19 protein-coding genes are annotated in these 21,942 nt (G+C 40.7%); 6 read left to right on the top strand and 13 right to left on the bottom strand.

Translation table 11 applies throughout. The features are described from left to right. Nucleotides 1–88: 88 nt before the first annotated feature. The 5 genes from NYE65_RS09155 to NYE65_RS09175 all read right to left on the bottom strand — a co-directional run bounded on the left by NYE65_RS09155 (nt 89) and on the right by NYE65_RS09175 (nt 7,363). Complete coding sequence (locus NYE65_RS09155) at nt 89–3,691, bottom strand: CDP-glycerol glycerophosphotransferase family protein (protein ID WP_340860676.1); 3,603 nt, start codon at nt 3,689–3,691, stop codon at nt 89–91. 137 nt (nt 3,692–3,828) lie between these two features. Next, entirely contained in the window at nt 3,829–4,716 is an 888-nt protein-coding gene (gene galU / locus NYE65_RS09160) for a UTP--glucose-1-phosphate uridylyltransferase GalU (protein ID WP_328175626.1), read from the bottom strand. A gap of 402 nt (nt 4,717–5,118) precedes the next feature. Then, complete coding sequence (locus NYE65_RS09165; RefSeq protein WP_340860678.1) at nt 5,119–5,760, bottom strand: NAD(P)-dependent oxidoreductase; 642 nt, start codon at nt 5,758–5,760, stop codon at nt 5,119–5,121. A gap of 497 nt (nt 5,761–6,257) precedes the next feature. Continuing rightward, the gene (locus tag NYE65_RS09170; protein ID WP_328175628.1) at nt 6,258–6,668 is read right to left on the bottom strand and encodes a disulfide oxidoreductase; all 411 of its coding nucleotides are present in this window, start codon (nt 6,666–6,668) and stop codon (nt 6,258–6,260) included. A 2-nt stretch (nt 6,669–6,670) separates the two neighbouring features. Further along, entirely contained in the window at nt 6,671–7,363 is a 693-nt protein-coding gene (locus NYE65_RS09175; RefSeq protein WP_328175629.1) for a DsbA family protein, read from the bottom strand. A gap of 312 nt (nt 7,364–7,675) precedes the next feature. Here NYE65_RS09175 and NYE65_RS09180 point away from each other — a divergent pair, with 312 nt between their 5' ends. After that, nucleotides 7,676–8,110 carry an Rrf2 family transcriptional regulator gene (locus NYE65_RS09180; protein WP_048690112.1) on the top strand — a complete coding sequence of 145 codons (435 nt, stop codon included), beginning with the start codon at nt 7,676–7,678 and terminating at the stop codon, nt 8,108–8,110. 45 nt (nt 8,111–8,155) lie between these two features. On the opposite strand, the gene NYE65_RS09185 is transcribed toward NYE65_RS09180, so the two are convergent. Next, the gene (locus NYE65_RS09185; protein WP_340860683.1) at nt 8,156–11,257 is read right to left on the bottom strand and encodes an SH3 domain-containing protein; all 3,102 of its coding nucleotides are present in this window, start codon (nt 11,255–11,257) and stop codon (nt 8,156–8,158) included. 584 nt (nt 11,258–11,841) lie between these two features. Here NYE65_RS09185 and NYE65_RS09190 point away from each other — a divergent pair. From NYE65_RS09190 to NYE65_RS09205, 4 genes are all read left to right on the top strand, one after another. Further along, nucleotides 11,842–12,447 carry a protein kinase family protein gene (locus NYE65_RS09190; RefSeq protein ID WP_063574906.1) on the top strand — a complete coding sequence of 202 codons (606 nt, stop codon included), beginning with the start codon at nt 11,842–11,844 and terminating at the stop codon, nt 12,445–12,447. Nucleotides 12,448–12,481: 34 nt separating this feature from the next. After that, nucleotides 12,482–12,925, top strand: a complete 444-nt coding sequence (locus tag NYE65_RS09195) for a DUF6376 family protein (protein WP_054399099.1) — start codon at nt 12,482–12,484, stop codon at nt 12,923–12,925. Nucleotides 12,926–13,044: 119 nt separating this feature from the next. After that, entirely contained in the window at nt 13,045–13,473 is a 429-nt protein-coding gene (locus NYE65_RS09200) for an SRPBCC family protein (protein ID WP_095391274.1), read from the top strand. Continuing rightward, complete coding sequence (locus NYE65_RS09205) at nt 13,474–13,803, top strand: ArsR/SmtB family transcription factor (RefSeq protein ID WP_340860689.1); 330 nt, start codon at nt 13,474–13,476, stop codon at nt 13,801–13,803. 80 nt (nt 13,804–13,883) lie between these two features. Here the strand turns inward: NYE65_RS09205 and NYE65_RS09210 are convergent, their stop codons facing one another. The 5 genes from NYE65_RS09210 to NYE65_RS09230 all read right to left on the bottom strand — a co-directional run bounded on the left by NYE65_RS09210 (nt 13,884) and on the right by NYE65_RS09230 (nt 19,904). Further along, a complete protein-coding gene (locus NYE65_RS09210; RefSeq protein WP_340862117.1) occupies nt 13,884–16,733 on the bottom strand; it encodes a YhgE/Pip domain-containing protein in 2,850 nt (949 codons plus the stop codon). A 2-nt stretch (nt 16,734–16,735) separates the two neighbouring features. Then, a complete protein-coding gene (locus tag NYE65_RS09215) occupies nt 16,736–17,242 on the bottom strand; it encodes an RrF2 family transcriptional regulator (RefSeq protein ID WP_034310735.1) in 507 nt (168 codons plus the stop codon). A 168-nt stretch (nt 17,243–17,410) separates the two neighbouring features. Beyond that, a complete protein-coding gene (locus NYE65_RS09220) occupies nt 17,411–17,728 on the bottom strand; it encodes a thioredoxin family protein (RefSeq protein WP_258834084.1) in 318 nt (105 codons plus the stop codon). A gap of 457 nt (nt 17,729–18,185) precedes the next feature. After that, nucleotides 18,186–18,581 (bottom strand): VOC family protein, encoded by a 396-nt coding sequence (locus tag NYE65_RS09225; protein ID WP_340860693.1) that lies wholly within the window; start codon nt 18,579–18,581, stop codon nt 18,186–18,188. Between the two features lie 45 nt (nt 18,582–18,626). Further along, a complete protein-coding gene (locus NYE65_RS09230) occupies nt 18,627–19,904 on the bottom strand; it encodes a glycosyl hydrolase family 8 (protein WP_328175633.1) in 1,278 nt (425 codons plus the stop codon). A 125-nt stretch (nt 19,905–20,029) separates the two neighbouring features. Between NYE65_RS09230 and NYE65_RS09235 the strand changes: the two genes are divergently transcribed. Continuing rightward, entirely contained in the window at nt 20,030–20,230 is a 201-nt protein-coding gene (locus NYE65_RS09235; protein WP_098937231.1) for a nucleic acid-binding protein, read from the top strand. A gap of 125 nt (nt 20,231–20,355) precedes the next feature. Here the strand turns inward: NYE65_RS09235 and NYE65_RS09240 are convergent, their stop codons facing one another. Continuing rightward, on the bottom strand, nt 20,356–21,045 hold the full coding sequence (locus tag NYE65_RS09240; protein ID WP_240520762.1) for a VOC family protein: 690 nt from the start codon (nt 21,043–21,045) through the stop codon (nt 20,356–20,358). Nucleotides 21,046–21,213: 168 nt separating this feature from the next. Then, on the bottom strand, nt 21,214–21,861 hold the full coding sequence (locus NYE65_RS09245; RefSeq protein WP_098186892.1) for a pentapeptide repeat-containing protein: 648 nt from the start codon (nt 21,859–21,861) through the stop codon (nt 21,214–21,216). Nucleotides 21,862–21,942 lie beyond the last annotated feature (81 nt).

A 21,942-nucleotide genomic window follows, 5' to 3' on the forward strand; every position in this document is an offset into this window, starting at 1 on the left:
ATTACCCCTTTTACTTTAAGCTTGAATGAATCTTTAAATCTCGCATATGTCATTAATGGGAGGACTAATTATAAGGACCTCCCTCGTTTTATAAGCATTTATTGAAGGTTTCCATGGCCAATCCATTATATTGGGTGTAATCAAACTTCGCTAGTTCAGGATTATCATCACTAACCATGGTAGATAAGCCCTTTTCCAGTCCATCTATGCTATTTTCGACAAGCAAACCATATTTACCGTTTTCCAAAACGGTCCGGTTAGCCACTATATCAGTAGCCATGATTTTCATTCCTAAGGTCATTGCCTCCAATAATACCATAGGCTGGCCTTCATAATGTGAGGAAAGAACGAAGCAGTCACATTTTTCCATGAACGAAAATGGATTTTCAAGCTGACCCAAAAGATGAATGGAATGATTTAAGTCCAGCTCATCAATGATTGCCTGCAAATCTTCCTTTAAAGGTCCTTGTCCTAAAATATACAGTTTACTATTTTTGTGTTTCCCATGAAAGCCTGCGAATGCACGAATCAAATTATCTTGCCCTTTTTCAGGGGATAACCTTCCCATATTGACAAAGTTAAAATCATTTTTATCAGGATATGGAACGAATTGATCATTCACTTCCAACCCATGGACCACTTGTACGATTAACGCCTGTTTATCGATCCAGCCTATAGATACCCCATCCAATGATATATGGGCATACGTACCAAGTTGAGTAACCGCTTCTTTATCGAATTCAACGATCCGGCCATTAAAGGTTGGCCCATTTTCCAAGACCATGGCATCTTGCAGCCCATAAGGCTTATCCCATATATGATAATCGCCTAATTTAATTTCGGCATTGCCGCGCACTTCCCGTTCCTTTAACACCATTGGCTCTTCTATCATTTCAAATGCTCCAGTATTTAGCCAGCCTATTATCTTATTGTCTATCTCGAAAAGGTAATAGCCGCCTTTGTTGGTTCTATTATACTTGATGATTCTGACGATTTGCCCTTCAAAATCGATTGCCTTGCTCACTCTTTTAGCCTTGTAGTTCGGATATGCCTTCGTCCAGATTGTATGATCTTCCGGGTTGGTTATTTTACCGTACTTCTGATTACCGGTGTTTATTTCCTTCAGCGTTCTATTCTCGATCTTATCGATGAACTTTTTATTGTTTTTATAGTTTCTCGATATTATATATTTTCTTTTCATCATGATTTGCAGCTTGTCATTATAGCTCATGTCTTCATTGATTGTACAATGTTCAAGCACGGATAAAGCCGAATTATCTATCCAGCCTATGGTCTTGTCTTTTACTGATATTCTGCTATAAATCGAATGCTGGGTTTTTGCTTCCCTATCGACTTTTACAATGATCCCTTTAAAATCATGACTGCCGGAAACTTTGTACGTTCCTTCAACTTTATACGGCAAGGACCAAATATAGTTCGATCGAGGTCTTACTAACCTTGCTATTTTATCCACTTCTTTTTCATAAATGATGCTGTCTGGCAGCAACTCCACAGCTTCTTCACTAATCCAGCCTATTATTTGATTGTCATGACTGAATTTATAAAAAGTCTTTTGATCAGCATGGGTTTTCCTCGAAATCACGATTTCAGCACCTTCAAATCGTTCTTCCAATGGAAATTGAGCGGCATTTGAAATTCCCGGAAGGGTATTCCAAACAGGATGATCCTTGACATCCTTTAATATCGCCCTCGCTTTGAAGTTTTCTGTGATCATCGCCTTTTCATCATTTTCACTACCTTCAGGCTCATTTGACTCGATTTGAAGGATTTTATCCGGGTTGATGGAATTCATTACATAATCAAATTTATCGAAGTCTGCATACTCCAATAGATTCTTTCGGTTTAATTCCATCGTTCCCTCAGACACGCTTACCAATTTATCAAATCGATTGTATACCGAAAAAATCCCCCTTAGATTAATCCGGTGCGGTCTCTTTCCGTTAATGATGCGTTCACTATCAGAAAGCAAATCATTATGCATATAACAAACTTTCTTTTTTGCATCCGCCGCCAGCAGATATTTAGCCCAATAATGGCTATAACCGCTAAAATCGATAACAAAATCAAACTTTGTTTTGCCGAATAAACGTGCATGCTCTCTAATATAGGCATTTTCCGGGTAAAGCTTCTTCCCTAAGAAACCTCTTTCCCCTCTGTTATGGATGAATTTATCTTTATAGACTTCCAATATGTTATAAACAGGCAAGCCAGGTTTGAATAGAAAACGCACATTCTTATTAACCTTGCCCATATTTTTCAAAACCTCGTATGAGTGAGGAGTGGCCGTAAAACAGCTGACATCATATTTATCATAATCAATATTATTCATTAAGTTAAGGAAAGAGGATGTAATCCCGTTATCCCTCAAACCGCCCGGATAAATTAATATTTTTTCCTTTGCGGAATCCAGCCCGGTAATGGTGTTTAGTTGTTTCGTAGACTTATTGAATATATTTTTGACTATTCTCTCTGTCACTTTTCCATCTTCATGGTTCGTGAACTTTTCCTGCATTTTTTTATATTTATCGGAATATCTCAATTTCACATCTTTAATATCTTTAATGGCTAGCGCCAATTCTTTTGAGTTAAAAAGCATGGGTCCCGGAAGTTCGTCATTTTGGAGATATTGTCCCCTTTGCTCTGCATAAACGTCCGTATCCCAAGTGTAAAATAGAATGGGCTTATCGGTAACAAGGTAATCAAAGAAAATGCTGGAATAATCCGTGATAAGCAAATCGACTGCAGCAAGCAATTCATTTGTATCCACATGGTCTGGTATTAGCCGATCCTTGATTTCCGAATGCTTGGCCGCTTCTTTATATAGAAATGGATGCACCTTAATTAATAAGTTATATTGTTCACCGATTTGACTTTGTAAATAATGAATATCAGCAATGATTTGAAGAAGATCATTATCCACCTTGGCCAGGTTCGTCCCCTTCCAAGTCGGGGCATATAAAATATTTTCCTTAGCATCACTGATTTTCAAACCCAGGGTCCTTAAATAATCCTTATACTCCCCCGGATTAGTATTCAGCGTCAAATCGATCCTCGGATATCCTTCTTCTATTATTTCACCTTTATACAATCCATTTAACTTATAGCTATGTGTAAATATGTTGGTAGTATGGGCATTAGGGCTCAAAATGAAATCTGCACTCAAGAAGTTCCTGACCACGTTTTGAGAGACCGAAGGGTTACCGGGTATATCAAAGCCCATATTCTTAAGGGGCGTTCCATGCCAGGTATTGATGTAAATCTGATCGCTTTTAGGGATGAAGAAAGACTGGAATGTGGAATTATTGATTAAATACTCACTTGTCGCCAACCACTTTAAATATTCCTTTGAATTACGTTGAACAAATTGAACATTCGGCATATCCTTATACTTCGCCATTACACCTGAGAGGACACTGAAATCCTGGATGGACCAAATGTGTACAAAATCTTGATAGTCCTGATTTTCCAGCATATATTTAAACATCGCGTATGGACTGTCGGTCATACTGTTTCCATCACGGCTCTCATATAGAATGGTGTTTTTTTGAATGCTTAATTTCTCATAATACTTTGCATATCTATTTACACGCTGATGATTTTCCTTTAATAGGAAATTAACGATAGGCTGTTTAAGGAAATCGACTTTTCTTTTTATTACCTTCTTATTCACTAAATAGGCATCCCCTTTTATGGATTTATATTCACCATTCAAAATTATGTTTGCATTTCAGTAACCAAAAATAACAACTATGAATGATCAATAGTTGGAGATTTTTTCTAAACTAATTACTCTATTAAATTAAAAGATCACTTTTCCACTGCCTTGTGCATTTCGAGGATATTTTCCATTACTTTTAAAATGTCGTCTCTTAATTCGGGACGTTGCAGGGCAAATTCAATTGTCGTTTTCACAAAACCATCGACAACTCCGACATCATAGCGTTTCCCTTCAAAATCATAAGCGAAGACACTTTGGATTTCATTCAGTTTTTGGATGGCATCCGTTAACTGGATTTCACCGCCAGCCCCTGTTTCCTGCTTGGCCAGGAAATCGAATATTTCCGGAGTCAGTATGTATCTTCCCATTATGGCTAAGTTGGATGGTGCCGTTCCTTGTTTTGGTTTTTCGACGAAACGGTTCACTTCGTATCTCCTGCCCTCTTGCGTAAGCGGGTCGATGATGCCATATCTATGTGTTTCGCTCTCATTCACCGGCTGCACACCAATGATGGATGAACCTGTCGCATCATATTCGTTGATCAATTGACGCAGGGAGGGCACATCGCTTTCCACGATATCATCGCCTAAAAGGACGGCAAATGGCTCATCACCAATAAAGTTACGTGCACACCAAACAGCATGTCCGAGGCCTCTCGGTTCTTTTTGCCTAATGTAATGGATATTAGCCAAATTCGATGGGTATCGCACCTTCTCCAATAAATCGAATTTCCCTTTTTCACTTAAGTTATTCTCTAGTTCGTACGCATTATCAAAATGATCCTCTATCGCTCGTTTGTTCTTTCCTGTGACAATGATTATATCTTCAATTCCCGCTTTCACGGCTTCTTCTATAATATATTGTATAGTTGGTTTATCGACTATTGGCAGCATTTCTTTAGGCATGGCCTTCGTTGCGGGCAAGAATCTGGTTCCCAATCCCGCTGCAGGTATAATGGCCTTTTTAACTTTTTTCATTCTTTGTAACTCCTTCATATTAGGATAAATCAACAAAACAACCCAAATTTTTCTGAATCATCCTTTTTATAGTAACATAGACTCTCTTTTTGTAAATATATTAACAGAAAAAATTCCTTCATTTGTAAACGCAACCAAAATATTTAAGGCCTTTCCCCGATTTTTAAGGAAAAGGCCTTATATTCTTACTTACAGCTCATAGATCTAAATACTTATCAATTATTGATCATCTCACCCGCTTCAAATTTCCGCTTGGCTTCTTCCCTATCGGTGCCCACCGTCAGCTCTTTGATCCTCATCAGCGTGAAATATACATCAACGGCTTCCTTGGCGAGTATGCGCCGATTTCAGAAGTTACTATCGAAAAAAAAGACGTCACCCCAGAGGAGAGACGTCACTAAATTATTCAGCTTCGGCAACAACGGTAAAGCGCTGGTTGATGTGCTGCGGATTTTCAATTTCATCAAGTACTGCAAGGGCAAAATCGGCATAACTTACATAGCTTTCGCCCTTTGAGTTTACAAGAAGGTTGTCTTTACCCAGTTTATACCCGCCTGTTCTATTTCCTTGCGGATCAAAGAAGGCGGAAGGGCTGATGAAGGTCCATTGTATGTCAGTGGCGTTTTGCAGATCTTCAAGGTTCTTGGATTGATTAAACGCTGTTGCAAAGTATTCTTTAGGAAACTCAGGCGTATCAAGGACACGAATCGTTTTTGCTTCGTCAACAAAAAGGCTTCCAGCTCCGCCAACAACAATCAGTTTCGTTTGTGGAGCGCCTTTCATTGCTTCAATCAAGATTTTTCCTGCGTCCACATGCAGATGTTCTTTCCCCGGAGCAGCGCCAAATGCATTCACTACAACATCGAATTCTTTAATATCCTCTGCTTTCAGATCGAATATGTCTTTTTCCAATACGGAAGCTCCTTGAATTTGGACTTTAGCTTCATCCCTGACAATGGCTGTAACTTCATGTCCCCTAGTAAATGCTTCCTTTAAAATCAGACTTCCAGCTTTTCCGCTCGCACCAATAATACCGATTTTCATTTTACATTCCTCCTATATATTGTTTTTGAAACATTAATTGTAACTAAATTAATTACATGTAATAATATAAGTTACAGGTTAACATTTTGTCAACTTTATTTTTTAGAGTTGTTTCGGAGATATAATTCGATTTTCGCTGATATATTGCCGATTTTCGTCGATATATCAGCAGTTTCGGAGATATAATCCAGGTTTCGATGATATGTTGCTGTTTTTCGTCGATATAGTCCGATTTTCGCTGATATATTGCAATTTTCGGAGATATATCCGCAGTTTCGTGGATATATTCCAGGTTTCGATGATATATTGCTAATTTTCGTCGATATAGTCCGAGTTTTGATGATATATTACAATTTCCGAAGATATATCCTGATTTTCCGCTGATATGTTGCTGTTTTTCGTCGATATAGTCCGAGTTTTGATGATATATCCTGATTTTCGTCGATATTTTCATCCGATATAAAAACGCACCATTCCTTTTAGAATGGTGCGCTTCATTACATGCTGATTTTCTTTTTCATTAGCAGTGCCATGCAGATTGTGATGAGCGTAAAGGCGATGAATGACAAAAACGGGATCGTGATGAATCCTAGCCAATTTATATACTCACCTGAGCAGGGAACACCGCTTTGGCACATTTCGAAATGCTGTAGTGCTGGAATTTTTTGCAGACTATAGTGATACCCTGACACCGCCATGCCCAAAATCGATAATGGGAAGATGTATCGATAGATTTTCAGGTCCTGTTCATAAAAGGCCCGGCCCAATAAGATAACGAGCGGGTACATCAGGATCCTTTGGTACCAACAAAAGGTGCAGGGTACATAATGGAGAATCTCACTAAAGTAGAGACTTCCGGCAGTGGCGATGATGGACAGGATCCAAGAAAATAATAGAGGCTTGTTCATCACTATTTCTCCTTCGCTGCATCATCAACCATTTTCACTAAATCATCGATTGTATTTCCTTCAAACTTCTTGCCATTGACAAATAAGGAAGGTGTTCCAGTAACGCCCAATTCGTCGGCCAACTCCATATCCTTGTTCCATTGGTCCTCGGACTTTTTGGCATTAAACGAGGTAACGACTTTTTTCACATCTTTGTCATTTGCGATTTCTTTCAATGTTTCTTCTAAGAATTTGTCCGTAAAGACATCTTCCTTTTCATATTTCAAGTCAGCTGGCTGCTTATCGAACAAAAGCTCATGAAATTCCCAAAAGGTCTCATTGCCTAATTCCTGATAAACACTTTCCGCGAATTTAGCGGATCTGGTTGAATCGACGTTAATGAACGAATAATTCATGAAATAAAATTGCGCTTTTCCAGTATCAATCAATTCACTTTGTATAGAAGGGAAGAATTGCTTCTCGAATGTCTTACAGACCGGACATTTATAATCCCCAAATTCCACTATTTGGACAGGAGCCGATTTTTCTCCCAAATAAGGTTGTGATTTATAATCGATTTCATTAACGGCTGTATCTTCGTCTTTTTTCCCATTTGCTAAAAATATAAAGCCAATAATGATTACAGCGATTAACCCGATGATCCAAAACGTGAATGCAGAAGATTGTTTTTGATTACCCTTTTTTTTATTAGCCATCATATACCTCCATCACTTGTAGTTGTGTCGATATTCCTTACCCAGCCATGGCGGCCGATTTCAGTTCCCCCTTCCTGCACCTTTCACCTGTAACTGATTCATTTACACGTTATAATATAAGTTTCACCATGCTTGTTTGTCAATTACACATACTTTTTATTTTTGCCTTTGCAGCAACGGCGTGACTTGACAAGGAAACGGTTAATGGATAAATATTATTCTTGCAGGTCATTATAACTTGTAACCACTTGAATTACATGTTAAATAATTTATACTATATAGGAATAGAGATTTAAAGGAGAGAAAAAAGAGATGTCCATCAGTACCCGCTTTTCCGTAGGAATCCATATATTATCTCTTTTAGAAATAAACAAAGAAGGCGTTAACACTTCCGATTTTATTGCAAAAAGTGTAAACACCAACCCAGCCTTAATCAGAAAAATCACTGGCATGCTGAAGAATGCAGGTTTAGTGAATGTTCGGCCGGGTATCGCCGGAGCGACATTGGCCAAGGAATTGTCTGATATCACATTGCTCGATGTTTATCACGCTGTCAACGTTGTCTCCGATAAAGAATTATTTGGAATTCATGAAAATCCTAATCCAGCATGCACTGTTGGAAGAAATATACAAGACACAATAGAACCCATCTTTTCCGTTGCTGAACTTGCCTTGGAAAAGGCGTTGGGAGTGGTGACGATCGAGGATGTCGTCAAGGGGATACTGGAAAAGGATAAAACTGAGTAGCCAAAAAAAAACACATGAGCCGGACTCATGTGTTTTTTTGTTCCCTTATTTATACTTAGGAACCTCAATCGTCAATTTATATGAATCTAATAAACTATATAAATTATAAATCTGTTTCACTTGTTTTGTTGCCCAGCCAATATCAGTCGCATACTGGTGTGATGCATATCCATATTTCTCTGCAGCTGTAGGATTCCACCTCATTTTATAAAGTGTGTCCTGTCCAGCAGAGATATATCCTTTGGCGATGAATTCAGCACCGCCTATGATGGCCGCTTCCGGGGTGAACCAGCCCGCATTATAGGCGTATTGAGCGCCGCTGCTTAGCGCCGTTCCGTCAAACGCCCCGACTCCATACATATTATAGACCGTTTTCCCGTTCACCTTTACGCCAGTCGCTAATGGAGAAGTGCCATTCCCGGTCTCCAGCAAAGCATGTGAAATCAGGTAGATTTCATTGACCCCGTATTTTTCCCCTGCTGCAGTGAAGGTTGCCGCTTTGCCTTGTAGTATCCCTTTGCCTGAAAGGATTCTATTATTCACTTCAGAGACGTTCATGTTGGTGACTTGGGAGAGCTTGACGAATTGGAATGAATGGACTGGATCATTCACGAAATTATTTGGGTTAAGATTATATTCTATATCTTCCGGACTGGCATTTACCCATGTCTTGTTATAGTCCACCTCATACCAATAATATCCGTCAGAGCCCCTTACTTTTGATTTAATGGTCAATGATTGATAATTGCTTACAGGGCCGACTGCCCAATAATTCGATCCAGCTCCGCCCCTGACACGCCATCCGGTTCCTTTAACGGTACCTTTTGTTGAATTGATTAAAGTTAATCCATCTTCGCGTATGTAGGTTTTATACTTCTTATCCGTCTGACCGTTTACGGCCATTTGAATTTCAACCATCTTTTCCATCGTTAGATTATACTCTTTATCGATCCTGATTATCGATCCATTCGAGCTTCCCGGACCTTCCGGTGCTTTGGCCGTTAAATATTGCGTACTGACATATCCGGTTTTTCCATTGGCCGTGACTCTTGACCAGCCATTAGACTCTGAATACACCGTTACGGTCGTATTATTTACAAGCTTGGCTATAATTGAAGCGGAAGCCGATGCTGCTGAACGCATATTCAGACTCGAGCCATCACTTACATTTACATATTTAACTAATGTGTTTGCTTCTCCATCTGGATTCAGTCCCGGTACAGAACCTGGCTTCGTTGCTGATAGATATTTCGTACTGACATAACCTTCTCCGCCATACGCTTTAATTTTTGACCAGCCATTTGATTCCGAGATGACTTCTACCTCTACACCCCTTGCCAATTTCACAATGACGGAAGCACTATCCGACGGCTTATTCCGCATATTCAGTGAACCCGAGCTGACATTTACATATTTGGTTGTCGTTATTTCAGGTATGGATGGTTTGGAGTCCGTTCCAGGCTTTGCCGTTGAGAGGTAGTCAGTACTGACATACCCATCCTTCCCATTTGCCTTGATTTTCGCCCAGCCTTTGGATTCCGAATACACCGTCACTTCCGTTCCTTTTGACAGCTTTGCGACTATGCTCGCACTTTCCGACCCGCTTTTTCTCATATTGAGCGTTCCAGAGCTTACGTTTACATATTTCGTCGTCGTTTTTTCTGGCGTGACTGCCGTTGATCCCGTTCCTGGTTTTGTTGTCGATAGATATTTGGTACTGACATGGCCGTCCTTTCCATTGGCTTTGATCTTCGTCCAGCCTTTGGATTCCGAATACACCGTCACTTTCGTTCCTTTTGACAGCTTTGCGACTATGCTAGCGCTTTCCGATCCGCTTTTTCTCATATTAAGCGTTCCAGAGCTCACGTTTACATATTTCGTCGTCGTTTTTTCTGGCGTGACTGCCGTTGATCCCAATCCCGGCTTTGTAGCAGATAGATATTTCGTGCTGACATATCCGTCCTTTCCATTGGCTTTGACTTTCGCCCAGCCATTGGATTCCGAATACACCGTGACTTTCGTTCCTTTTGAAAGGATGGCAACTATGCTTGCGGTAGCTTTTCCGCTTTTTCTCATATTGAGCGTTCCAGAGCTTACGTTTACATATTTCGTCGTCGTTTTTTCAGGCGTGGCTGCCGTTGATCCCGAGCCCGGCTTAGAAGCAGACAGATATTTGGTGTTGACATATCCATCCTTTCCATTGGCTTTGATTTTCGCCCAGCAATTGGATTCCGAGTACACCGTCACTTTCGTCCCTTTTGAAAGGATGGCAACTATGCTTGCGGTAGCTTTTCCACTTTTTCGCATATTGAGTGATCCCGTGCTCACATTCACATATTTCGTTGTCGTTTTAACCGTTGCCGCAGCTTTGGTCACTGTTCCTGGCTTCGTTGCCGATAGATACTTCGTGCTGACATATCCATCCTTTCCATTGGCTTTGATTTTCGCCCAGCCTTTGGATTCCGAATAGACCGTTACCTGTGTGCCTCTTGTCAGCTTTGCGACTATGCTGGCATTATCACTCCCGCTTTTTCGCATATTAAGTGAACCTGTGCTCACATTCACATATTTCACTGTCGTTTTAACGGTCGCCGCAGCCTTTTTTACCGCTCCAGGCTTCGTTGCCGATAGATACTTGGTACTGACATATCCTTCTTTTCCATTGGCTTTGACCTTCGCCCAGCCTTTGGATTCCGAATACACCGTCACCTGTATACCCCTTGTCAGCTTTGCGACTATGCTGGCACTATCACTCCCGCTTTTCCGCATATTAAGTGAACCTGTGCTCACATTCACATATTTAGTTGTCTTTTTAATGGTTATTGCTGTTTTCGTTAAAGTCCCTGGCTTCGTTGCCGATAAATACTTGGTACTGACATATCCTTCTTTTCCATTGGCCTTGATCTTCGCCCAGCCTTTGGATTCCGAATACACCGTCACCTGTGTGCCATTTGCCAGCTTTGCGACTATGCTGGCACCTTCCGCCCCGGTTTTTCTCATATTGAGCGATCCGGAATTCACCTGCACAAACATGACGTCCTCAATATTGGCCTGTTCGGCATGTAGTGGAGCTGCAGATATTTTTTCTTCGAAAGCAACTGTGGACAACACTGCAAAACAGAAAGTTGGTATAATTAATTTCTTCATCCCATTCTCCCTACTAAAGAATTATATTTTTAACATTTATTTAAATATCGGTTAAAATCAGTATGATAATATAGGTAAATATGCTCATTCGTCTAAAATATAACATATTCCTTTAGATCTATAGGGAGATAAAAGTGATTGTAACACAATGGTAAACTAATAGACATTTAAGTAATTATATAGAAACATTCGCAATGAAACTTATGCGACAAGCAAATGATGACTATTAAGTATATTGATATAATTACTTGCCGCTCAAATTAATGCTAATGAGACGAGCATCTTTCTGCCTAAATCGAATATATATAAAGGGTAGGAACACGATCCTTATATTTGACGAATCGAGGCAATGACCTATATAATTACTGTATATAACTTATAAGAATCCTTCTGTTAAGGGGAGTAGCTATACAATAAAGTCGTCAGTACAGGATTGAATCCTCGGCTTTATTGGCAACTGATTTTAGTTGTTTGCAAGACCTTGCCGATTATTTGGTGAGGTCTTTTAATTTAAGACGGTATAACCAATAATCGGTTATACCGTCTTTTTTGATTCGAAAAATTGCACAATAGAGGTGAAAAGTATGCAGAACTATAATGAATTAGCTCAAAGCGTTAAGATTTCCGATGATAAAAAGCATGTATTGCTCGATGCCGACCCATCTTTATCACTGATCGGAAAAGGCCGAAGCGCATATGTTTTCCGAATACATTCCACCAATAAAGCACTAAAAGTCTTTTTCCCGGATCATACTCACACAGCTAAAGTTGAAGCTGATATATACAAAACCGTCCAATCCATTGAATACTATCCAACCCTATATGATGCGGGGGTAAATTACCTGGTTATAGATCACATTGAAGGCAACACTCTTTTTGAATGTTTAACATTGGGGATCCCAATAACGGAAGAAAACATTGCGGAGATAGACCATGCGCTGCAATTGGCAAGGAAAGAGGGATTGAACCCTTCGGATATCCACTTACGAAACATCTTCATCACTTCTGAAAAAAAGGTGAAGATCATTGACGTTGCAAGGTTTAAGCAAGTGAAATCCTGTAATCAGTGGCACGACTTGAAAAGTGCTTTTCACCTATTCTATTCGAAGTCGTTTTTTCCGAAGAAGATTCCCAGCTTCATACTCAATTCCATTGCAGCAATTTATAAAAAAAGATTTCTGCCCATCTGATCCTTACTATAAAAAAATCACATTGGAGGCACATATGAAAAAAATAATGACCATTGCTCTGCTGTCCATCCTTACATTAAGCGGATGTTCAGCATTAGAAGAAGTCAATTCATCATTGGAGTATGCAGATGATGCGACGGAGTATGTAAATACCGTTCAGGATTTTGCCAATGAGGTTCCCGCCATGTCACAAGACGCCATCACGAATGCCGAAACAAGAGCAAATCTTGAAAAAGAACTGGAATTGATGAAAACGGAGATTGAAGAATTCAATGCAACTGAACCACCCCAAATCGCTGAAGGCATCCATGAGAAGATCGTCAGCTCAAATCAACAGCTGTCAGATGGAATTGAATTATATCTGAATAATATTGAAAAGGGCCAAATTGATCCTAAGGCATTGGAAGATTCAGAGATAATGAAATCAATCGATAATATAACGGGATTGGCAAAACAAATCGAAGAGTTGGGAAATTAAGCCTCCTGCAATGAATAAAAAGGAATCGCATGAAACAAATTATTGACATGAAACCAAAAGGTTTTATATAATCAACAAAGCAAAACCAATTGGTTTCATAATTTCACTTACAAAGGAGAATCAGTATGGAAAATACATTACAGGATATCAAGAAGACGGTTATTCTTGAAGCACCTATCCAAAAAGTTTGGGATACAGTTTCCACTGCAGAGGGCATAGCTTCATGGTTTATGCCAAATGATTTTCAACCGAAAGTGGGACATGAGTTCCATGTGCAATCTCCCTTTGGCCCATCTCCTTGTAAGGTAACGGAGTTAGATGCTCCTCATCGCCTTTCATTCAGTTGGGATACGGACGGTTGGTTCATTTCCTTCCTTTTAAAAGAAGTGGATGGCAAAACGGAGTTCACCCTTATTCATGGCGGCTGGAAAGAGCCTGATACGATTCTTACGAAACCGAACGAAAAAAGCTCAGTGATTCGCGATAGAATGAATCATGGCTGGGAACAGATCGTTAATCAAGGTCTTAAAAAGGCTGTTGAGGGCTAAGTGTCTGCATCAGAAAAACATGATGTATTTCAGGCTATCGCCGACCCAACCCGCCGAAAGGTCCTGCAATTGCTTGCTGAAGGGGATTTACCCATTTCAGAAATCACTTCTCACTTTTCCATGAGCCGTACGGCAATTGCCAAGCATCTTCATATACTTTCTGAAGCTGAATTGGTCAGTGGCCGGAAGGTAGGAAGAGAGAAACGCTTTCGGCTTCAGCCGGAACCTTTAGCGGAATTGAAACAATGGCTTTCTTTTTACGATCAATTCTGGGATAACAAATTATCCATCCTTAAACATGTGATTGAAAATTCAGGGGAAAATGGATAGAAAGTCATCGAAAAAGAAAAGGACACGAATGAACCAACATAATGAAAAAACCCCCGGCGCATTGCACCGGGGGTTTTTGTTTATGCATTCATCTCAATATTATGTGCTTTTCGCTTCTTGATGACCATCGTTAGCAATAGCAGCAGATTAAAGACAATGATGCATCCAGTAAGGAACACTATACTTGCTGTCAATGCATCCGCCCCAAGGCTCGTACTCATCGCCTGGCGGAAGCCCATGACAGAGTATGTCATCGGAATGAACGGGTGAACATGACTGAAGAAGTTATTTGTCAGTTCCACAGGGAACATTCCTCCGCTTGCACCTAGCTGTAATACAAGGAATATCATCGCCAATAAACGACCTGGATTTCCAAATCCTACGGTCAAGAAGGTAACGATGAACATGAACGTTAGGGAAGTCAGTATGGAAACCCCAATGAATTGCCCCATGTTCTCTACCTGTAAATCCATTCCCCAAATCATGATCGCATCCAACACTAATGCAGAAAGCGTCGCTTGGATGAATAGGACCGTAAATTTACTGAACCACCATGCCACTCCTGATGTAGGCCTAGTAGAAGGCAAGCCTGTCGGGAATCCCATATTGAAGGCAATGGCTCCAACAAATAACCCTAGAGACAAGACATAAGGAGCCAGTGCATGACCATAATTCGGCACGTCACTGCTTTTTTGTTCTTTGACCTGTGTCGGTTCAGCAATCATGCTGTAATTATCATCGGTTGTTTTATTTTCACTAATTTCTTTTGCACCATCACTGAGTTTTTCCGAAAGCTCGACCGTTCCATCTTGAAGTGAGGAGATTCCCTCACCCAATTTATCGGAACCTTCAGCAAGTGCTGATGAACCTTCATTGATCTTACCCGCGCCATCAGCAAGCTGGATGACCCCATTGCTCAAAGTAGGCAGATTGCCTGCCAATTGTTCAGTTCCTTTAACAAGTGCTGATGAGCCCTCGTTCAAGGCCGCTGAGTTGGCATCCAGTTGATTGGCCCCATTAGCCAGTTTGCTTGCCCCTTCTCCAACTTGGCTAACACCAAATGCGTACTTCTCAAGGCCACTCCCAAAGGAGGATGAACCTGCTTGCAGTTGTGAAACTCCATCAACCAATTGACCAGATCCCTCAGTTAGTTTTGAAAGGCCATTATTCAACGAGGAACCGCCTTGTGCTAACTGGTTGATCCCCTTCACTAATTCCGGTGTCCGTTCATTTAAACTTTGCGTTGCCGCCGTTAATTGATTGCTGCCTTCTACAGCTTCATTCAAGCCGCCATTTAATTGGGTCGCACCAGGAATCAATTGTTCTTCCAGTGCGTTCCTTATTGACGTATATCCGTTTAACGCTGAAACAGCGTTTGGATTGACTTTATTCACCGCATTATTTAAATGGGCCACTTGTTCCGGAAGCTGCCCTAATCCATTCAATACAGGCATCACTTTATCCGTTAATTGCGTTGATAAGTCTGATACACTTGCAGCAAGAGCCGTTGCGATTCGTTTTTGTGCCTCCGCCTGGCTTTGAAGTTCATTTTGAATGGCTCCGATTACTTCTGATTGCTGTTCACTGGTCATGCTTTTGAAGGCTTCCGTGTTTTGAACGGCACTGATCGTGCTCTGACCATTATTCGCAATCGTTGATTGAAGTTCCGTTAACGCCGTTTGACTGTTATTGAGGTCTTCGGTAATGCCGGATACGGTACCGGACGCGCTGCTTCCTGCTGGAACCGCTTCTTGCAATTGATTTACACCGCTTTGAATGCTTGTCAGTCCTTGCTTAAGCTGATCCAGCTGTTCTTCTCCGGGCAATTGACCATCCATTTTTTTCAGCCCGTCATTTAGCGCCTGGCTTCCTCCTGCCAGTTTATTGATTCCCTCATTTAAACTCTGCTGACCTGCTGCCAATTTTGGAATTCCTGTCGATTGATCCGTCAGCTGGCTTGCATTTTGTGATAATTGATTCAACCCATCATTCAAATTCGCACTGCCTGTTTGCGCTTGTGCCAATCCAGTATTCAAAGTTTGCGCTCCTGGAACCACTTTGGCCAGCCCAGTGGAAAGCTGGGAAGAACCTTCTATAAGCGCTTCACTATTATTAGTTAATTCCCCTGTGCCTGATGCGAGTTCGTTCGCACCCTTTTGCAACTGACCGACACCGGAGGTATATTGTGTAATACCCTTATTCAATTCCGACGCGCCACTTTCAAGCTTGTTGGCTCCTTCCAAAAACTCGCCAACGCCCACTTGGAGTTTATTCGCTCCATCTTTAAAAGTTAATGTGCTCGAAGCTAACTTATTCAGATTTTCCGTCACTTCTTTGTTTCCATCATGCAGTTTTTTTGCACCGTCATCCAGCTTGGATGCCCCATCTGCCGCATCGCCGAATCCTTCTCCGATTTCATCCAGTTGGGAGAAGATCGCTTCTGCATATTCTTTTGTGACACTTTCGGCAATTTCCGTTTTCAAATTATTCGTTGCCTGTTTCCCGACCGTTTCAGAAACGAAACTGCGTCCAGGATTCACATCATACGTCAGATTCATTTTTTTAGGCTCATCATCCATGACGGTAGAAGCATTTTTTGAAAAGTCCTCCGGAATGGTGACGACCATATAATATGTACCATCATCGAAACCTTTTTTCGCCGCTTTTTCCGTTACGAAATGCCATTCTAAATCATCATTGTCCTTTAATTGCTCGACTAGCTCATTACCGACTGTTAAGGTTTTCCCCTCATATTCCGCCTTTACATCCTTATTCACGACTGCAACAGGCAATTTGCCTGTATTTCCGTATGGATTCCAAGCGGAACTAAGGAATAACCCCCCATAAATAATCGGGACGAACAGTAAAACGATTGCGACACCGACCAATTTTCGATTCGTAAGGAAAAGCTTCCATTCTTGTTTAAGCATATTCACTTCTTTTCACCTTTCTTTTCACGCAGTACATCACTCAATGACGCGGTATTCCAATTAAGGGTCGGTATGTCCGTGGTGCCAAAGCTTTCTTTAAGCAAATCCGCCACTGTTTGGCTGGAAAAGAACTCTATTAAAAGTTGATCCGCCCGAGAAAACATCCGACGAAGGACGTCCATTCCCTTCTCTGCATACTCTCCATCTTTAAACGCTTTTTCTATAAGTCCTGTATCCGGAAACATCGAAATGGGACCTTCCATCGCCTCAATAATTTCAAGGTTTTTAATCTTATCTACACTTTTGGCAAGAGTAAGGCCGCCGTTATTACCAGGAACGGAAGTGATTATCTGCTTTACGACCAATTTCCTTATGATTTTTTTCAAATAAGAAGGAGACACCTCTAATCGCCTGCTGATCTCATTTGACGAAAGCGGGACATTTTTATCCTGGGTAGAGAGTATAACGATGATGCATATAGCTTGCTCGACCCCTTTTGTTAATTGCAAATCATTTCACCTCTTTTAGTATGTATGTGGATATCATATATCCATAATGGATATTCGGTATCTATAATTAAACCCCGTTTCACCTTAGAAATCAAGTCATTTCCAGAAAAAATTTCTAAAAAAAAAGATGAACCCCTCATTACAGCACCATGGGGTTCACCTTTTCTTTTATAGGTCTTTTAAAAATTCATTGACCGCTTCTGGAGTTTTAGCATTTGCACTGTGCAGGTGCGCAACCTTTTCCCCATTTTTAAATACTAAAAGTGATGGAATTCCCATTACCGTTTGCTCTTCGGAAATCTCAGGGAACTCGTCACGATCGATTGTAAACCACTGTTTGTCTTGATGTTCTTGAGTGATCTCATCGATGAACATGTCTAAACGTTTGCAGTCCGGACACCATGTAGTCGTAAAAATCCCGACCGTCAGTCCCTCTTGGTTGATTTGTTCACGATATTCTTGTTCTGTATTGATATTTTTCATGATTGTCTCCTCCGGGCTTTTCTTATCATCATACTTTAATCCATGAATTAATGTACTAAGGATTAATATATAATTAATTCCTTCACAGCACAAACGGTTTATCCTAAAAGTATCTAACTCTTGCCCGGATATGATGCCTCGTTTTCTTTGTGTCCAAATCTCTCGTTTAATGAAAGAAGAAATCCTCGAAATGAATTCCCTATTTTCATCAATGAAAAGATAGTGGCAGCTTTTTTCAAAAATGATCAATTCACTGTCAGGAATCGATTCGGCGATGTGGCAATCAGAAGAAGGGCAGGCGAAAACGGCGTCAGGAACGGTTTAATTCCGATGTGCTCGCCCCCAGGTCCTCCATGAATGACGAAATAGACCGGCTACTTTCTCCATGAATCCCCACTTACGAACCCCCTTTGGTCAACAAACTGAAAAAAGCCACTATCCAGTGGCCTATTCATTTCATTCATATTGGGAGAGTAAGCTGCCAGGAAACACCAAACTTATCAGATACCCAGCCGAACTTCTTACTAAAGAAATAGTCACCCAATGGCATCATCACTTGTCCGCCATCAGTTAAGCTCGAATAAAGCCTGCCGATTTCCTCTTCACTATCACATGTAAGGAAAATTGAAAACGATGGTGTAAATGTAAATTGATGCTTAACATTGCTATCGATGCACATGAATTCCTGATCCTTCAAGGTAAAGGTAGCCTGCATGACACTTCCCTCTGTACCTGATTCATTTGCACCATACCGGACAATGCTGGTTATTTTCGATCCTTCGATTAAAGATGTGTAATAATTCATCGCTTCCTCCGCATTACCTTCGAACATCAAGAAAGGTGTGACCTTCATCATCCTCATCAAACTCCTTTTCATCTTTAATTGGTTTCTTCCATTCAATCATGGCGCCCACCAGTTACCCGAAGCCACGATCATTGTCTGTAATTTTATCGTATTGGCAAAATAGTCATCATCATCTTGTTCCTGTATCGTCCGGTTCCATAAGCGATTAATCCATTGCTGATTGGAGGAATCCACCATGGCACTCACCATGAATGGAGCGACGAAGCTTGTACTATTCCCTTCTTCCACGGCTTTTCCGCTTAGCGTATAACCGGATTGGATATTTTCAGGGTTGCCTTCCGTTTCCGCTTTAATCCAATCATTCATCTTCTTTAATTGCGGCAGCGCTCTTTCATCACCAGTCAGTAAGTAATCGAGCGTATAGCGCCATGGGGTCCTGCTGCTATTCCAGCTATAATTGCCGTCATTCTCCCCTTCTAAAAAGCCCGCTTCTGCCGGCTGATATTCTCCCTTGGATTGTACAATGAAGTCCGGGATGAGGCCAGTATTGCCGCTTTTCTCCTTATAAATAGATTGAATGACCTTATAGGCCTTATCTCTTACATCTTTCCATTCATCATTCCCAGTCGCCGCCTCAAATGTCTTAAAATGATTGAGAAGAAGGTCAGAGGAACGAGTCGATTGTCCGTATACGTCATCTTCATCTTCCGCCCAGTCCCCTAGTTTAACAAGGGACTGCGACCGATTTATTTCATTCGACATGATCGCATCCAATATGTCCTTTGCACTTGCAAGATAGTCGATCTCCCCTTCACTTCCCCACTGGCGGTGAGCCAATAATAATGAATAGGCGATATCCATATCGCCATCAGTTGCTGAATCGGCATCCCCTGGCGTATTGATGATTTTACCCGATTTATCCTTTACTTGCTGCCACGCCATCAATGAAGGGTCATGAACACTTCCATGCGCCTTATAAAAACGATAAAGCCCATCAAAGTACCTCTTGTCCTCGCTGCCTGCCATGATTGCCGTTATCATCATCCCATAACCATGCGCTTCAGAAACGGTCACTGCATTCTTGGGCTCTGCATATCCTTTATCATTGTAAAAAATATAATATTCATCATTTTTATCTGCAGGCTGCTTAAGATAGTTATCTTTCCAGGTTTCATAAAAAGTCGCCACGGCAGCATCCATTTCCTCCTGTGACAGATTGTCAGGTTTTATCGTCCCCGCTTGATAGACTGTATGCTGGGGAAATGCCCTCTTACCGGCGACCTCTTTCTTTTTGGTTTGAGAAACCAATGCTATCGAGGCAATGATCCCAAAAACGATCACGCCCACCGCTATCAATAAACTTCTTTTTTTCATGGCTTTGCTCCTTGGGTTATGTAATTCAAAATGTCATAATGACTTTTGGATATTTATATTAAAATAAATCGAATTGTGAGTGTTCCTGCTTAAGTAATTTTTAAATGAAAAAGGAGTGTTTTTTGATGAAAAGAATTTGTAATCAGTGCCAAACTGAAATGATAGATGATTGCAAAGTAAATGTACAAGGCGGTATGAATGGAATTAAGATTAGCCAAAAGAAAGGACTTTTCAATAGTGTTTCTTCAAACCCTAAAGCATCTGTATGCCCAAATTGCGGTTATGTAGCTTTCTATATTAATAATTTTAGAGAATTTATTAAGTAATAATATAAATATATACAGCTAATCGACATTTGTAAGCAGAAGACTGGCAGAATGAATGCTGGTTTGGAAATACGTCAATGACAGGCAGCCCTGCTTCTGCTTTATTGCCAAAATATAAATCGACATCATTCCACCTTTTTCATTTCCATAAATCCTTCGCCATCCAATGAAATATATAGATGCTGATTTATGACTAGCGAAAGCGGAAAGGTTTCCGACTCTTTATCCGAGAAAATCCAACGCCGTTTCCTTGGACCTAAAAGTAAAAACGAACCTGCTTCATGTTCACCCATGAAATTCAATCCATCTTCTCTTATCGCTTCACCATTCCTTACAGGCACACCATTGCTGATCAACCGATTTCCCAAAGCCCTGACTTCATCTGTCGTAATGTTTATTTCACTGATGCACAGGACGTTGTGAGCCGAAAAAGAATCAGCCGCGGATTGGGGCGATACGGAATATCTCGATATGAACTCGACAATGTTGCCTGAAGGGTCTAAAAAATAAAAAGACCGTGCGTCTAAAAAGCTGAAATAAACTTCGTCATCATCCTCTTCCCTGGTCAATTCCACTTTTGATTTCGCCCATGCTTTTGCCGAAGTAAATAAATTGGTCGGAATGTTCATGGCAAAATGATAAAAGGGCTTATCTTTGTAATGATATTTTTTGATTTCAAGCACACTTTCCCCTGCCTTAATTTCAAAAGCATCAACCGTTTGCGATAGTAACTCAAATCCTAACACATCAACATAAAAATTCCGCATTTCAGTCCAGGCATGACCATACAAAGTGACCTTATTGATAATCAACATTCAATCCCCCTTCCACTTAACAAATATTGTAAAGCAATACTGCATTTGTGCAAAGATTCCGTACTTTTCTATACATATCATTTTATTCACTCTGCCTATATTCACCACAAATAACTCAAAAAGGACCGCCAAATTCGGCGGTCCCTCGCTTCAGCCTTATTGAAAGGTTCACTCTTTAATTTTCAGTCCGAGCATGGCCGCAAAGACTATCGCTTGGTCCGGGGAAACTTCGCATCCTTTTAAATCTTCCGGGGATACGGTAATCCTTTGAAATGCAGAACTGCTAATATCAATTCCCTTGAGCGGTGTCCGGGAAAAGTTCACTTCATTTAATCTGCATGTTTCGAACTTCACTTTAATGAATTTACACTCATAATAATCAGCACTTTCCAATGAGCAATGATCGAACCTCACTTGCTTTAAACTGGAATAACCAAAGGCACTTAAATTCAGGTTGCAATTCTCAAAAAAGACATTCCCTAAGCTTGCGTCAGAAAGGTTAATGCCTAAAAGTTTGGACTCTTTGAATTCCACACGATGAATCGAGCCGCCCATGAAATCGGCATTCGTTAAATCGCAATGATCAAAGATGACATCCGTCAGCTCGATATTCCTGAATGATACATCACTGAACGTCACATTTTTAAAAACAACCTGTGATAATACGATTTTGTCCATTTTTTCTCTATCGATCGTGCAGTTGGTTATGATACGGGACTCAAGATAAGGCTCATCTTGATAATATATTTCCTGAAAGTTCGCTTGTGTTAAGTCTTGGGGGATTTTTGGCTGTTCAATTTTGATTTTGCCTGACATATTATCACCTTTTCGCTTTAGTCTTCAATCACTGATTTATCCAATCGATAGGGGTTCATCGCCGGTATTATAGCAACTGGT

The sequence above is a fragment of the Peribacillus sp. FSL R5-0717 genome (assembly GCF_038002945.1).
Taxonomy (GTDB): domain Bacteria; phylum Bacillota; class Bacilli; order Bacillales; family DSM-1321; genus Peribacillus; species Peribacillus frigoritolerans.

Bases quoted from the DNA above. Each gene is read 5' to 3' on its own strand.
- galU (WP_328175626.1), bottom strand. From the start codon at position 4,716: ATGAAAAAAGTTAAAAAGGCCATTATACCTGCAGCGGGATTGGGAACC.
- NYE65_RS09165 (WP_340860678.1), bottom strand. From the start codon at position 5,760: ATGAAAATCGGTATTATTGGTGCGAGCGGAAAAGCTGGAAGTCTGATT.
- NYE65_RS09170 (WP_328175628.1), bottom strand. From the start codon at position 6,668: ATGAACAAGCCTCTATTATTTTCTTGGATCCTGTCCATCATCGCCACT.
- NYE65_RS09175 (WP_328175629.1), bottom strand. From the start codon at position 7,363: ATGGCTAATAAAAAAAAGGGTAATCAAAAACAATCTTCTGCATTCACG.
- NYE65_RS09180 (WP_048690112.1), top strand. From the start codon at position 7,676: ATGTCCATCAGTACCCGCTTTTCCGTAGGAATCCATATATTATCTCTT.
- NYE65_RS09185 (WP_340860683.1), bottom strand. From the start codon at position 11,257: ATGAAGAAATTAATTATACCAACTTTCTGTTTTGCAGTGTTGTCCACA.
- NYE65_RS09190 (WP_063574906.1), top strand. From the start codon at position 11,842: ATGCAGAACTATAATGAATTAGCTCAAAGCGTTAAGATTTCCGATGAT.
- NYE65_RS09195 (WP_054399099.1), top strand. From the start codon at position 12,482: ATGAAAAAAATAATGACCATTGCTCTGCTGTCCATCCTTACATTAAGC.
- NYE65_RS09210 (WP_340862117.1), bottom strand. From the start codon at position 16,733: ATGCTTAAACAAGAATGGAAGCTTTTCCTTACGAATCGAAAATTGGTC.
- NYE65_RS09225 (WP_340860693.1), bottom strand. From the start codon at position 18,581: ATGATGAAGGTCACACCTTTCTTGATGTTCGAAGGTAATGCGGAGGAA.
- NYE65_RS09230 (WP_328175633.1), bottom strand. From the start codon at position 19,904: ATGAAAAAAAGAAGTTTATTGATAGCGGTGGGCGTGATCGTTTTTGGG.
- NYE65_RS09235 (WP_098937231.1), top strand. From the start codon at position 20,030: ATGAAAAGAATTTGTAATCAGTGCCAAACTGAAATGATAGATGATTGC.
- NYE65_RS09240 (WP_240520762.1), bottom strand. From the start codon at position 21,045: ATGTTGATTATCAATAAGGTCACTTTGTATGGTCATGCCTGGACTGAA.
- NYE65_RS09245 (WP_098186892.1), bottom strand. From the start codon at position 21,861: ATGTCAGGCAAAATCAAAATTGAACAGCCAAAAATCCCCCAAGACTTA.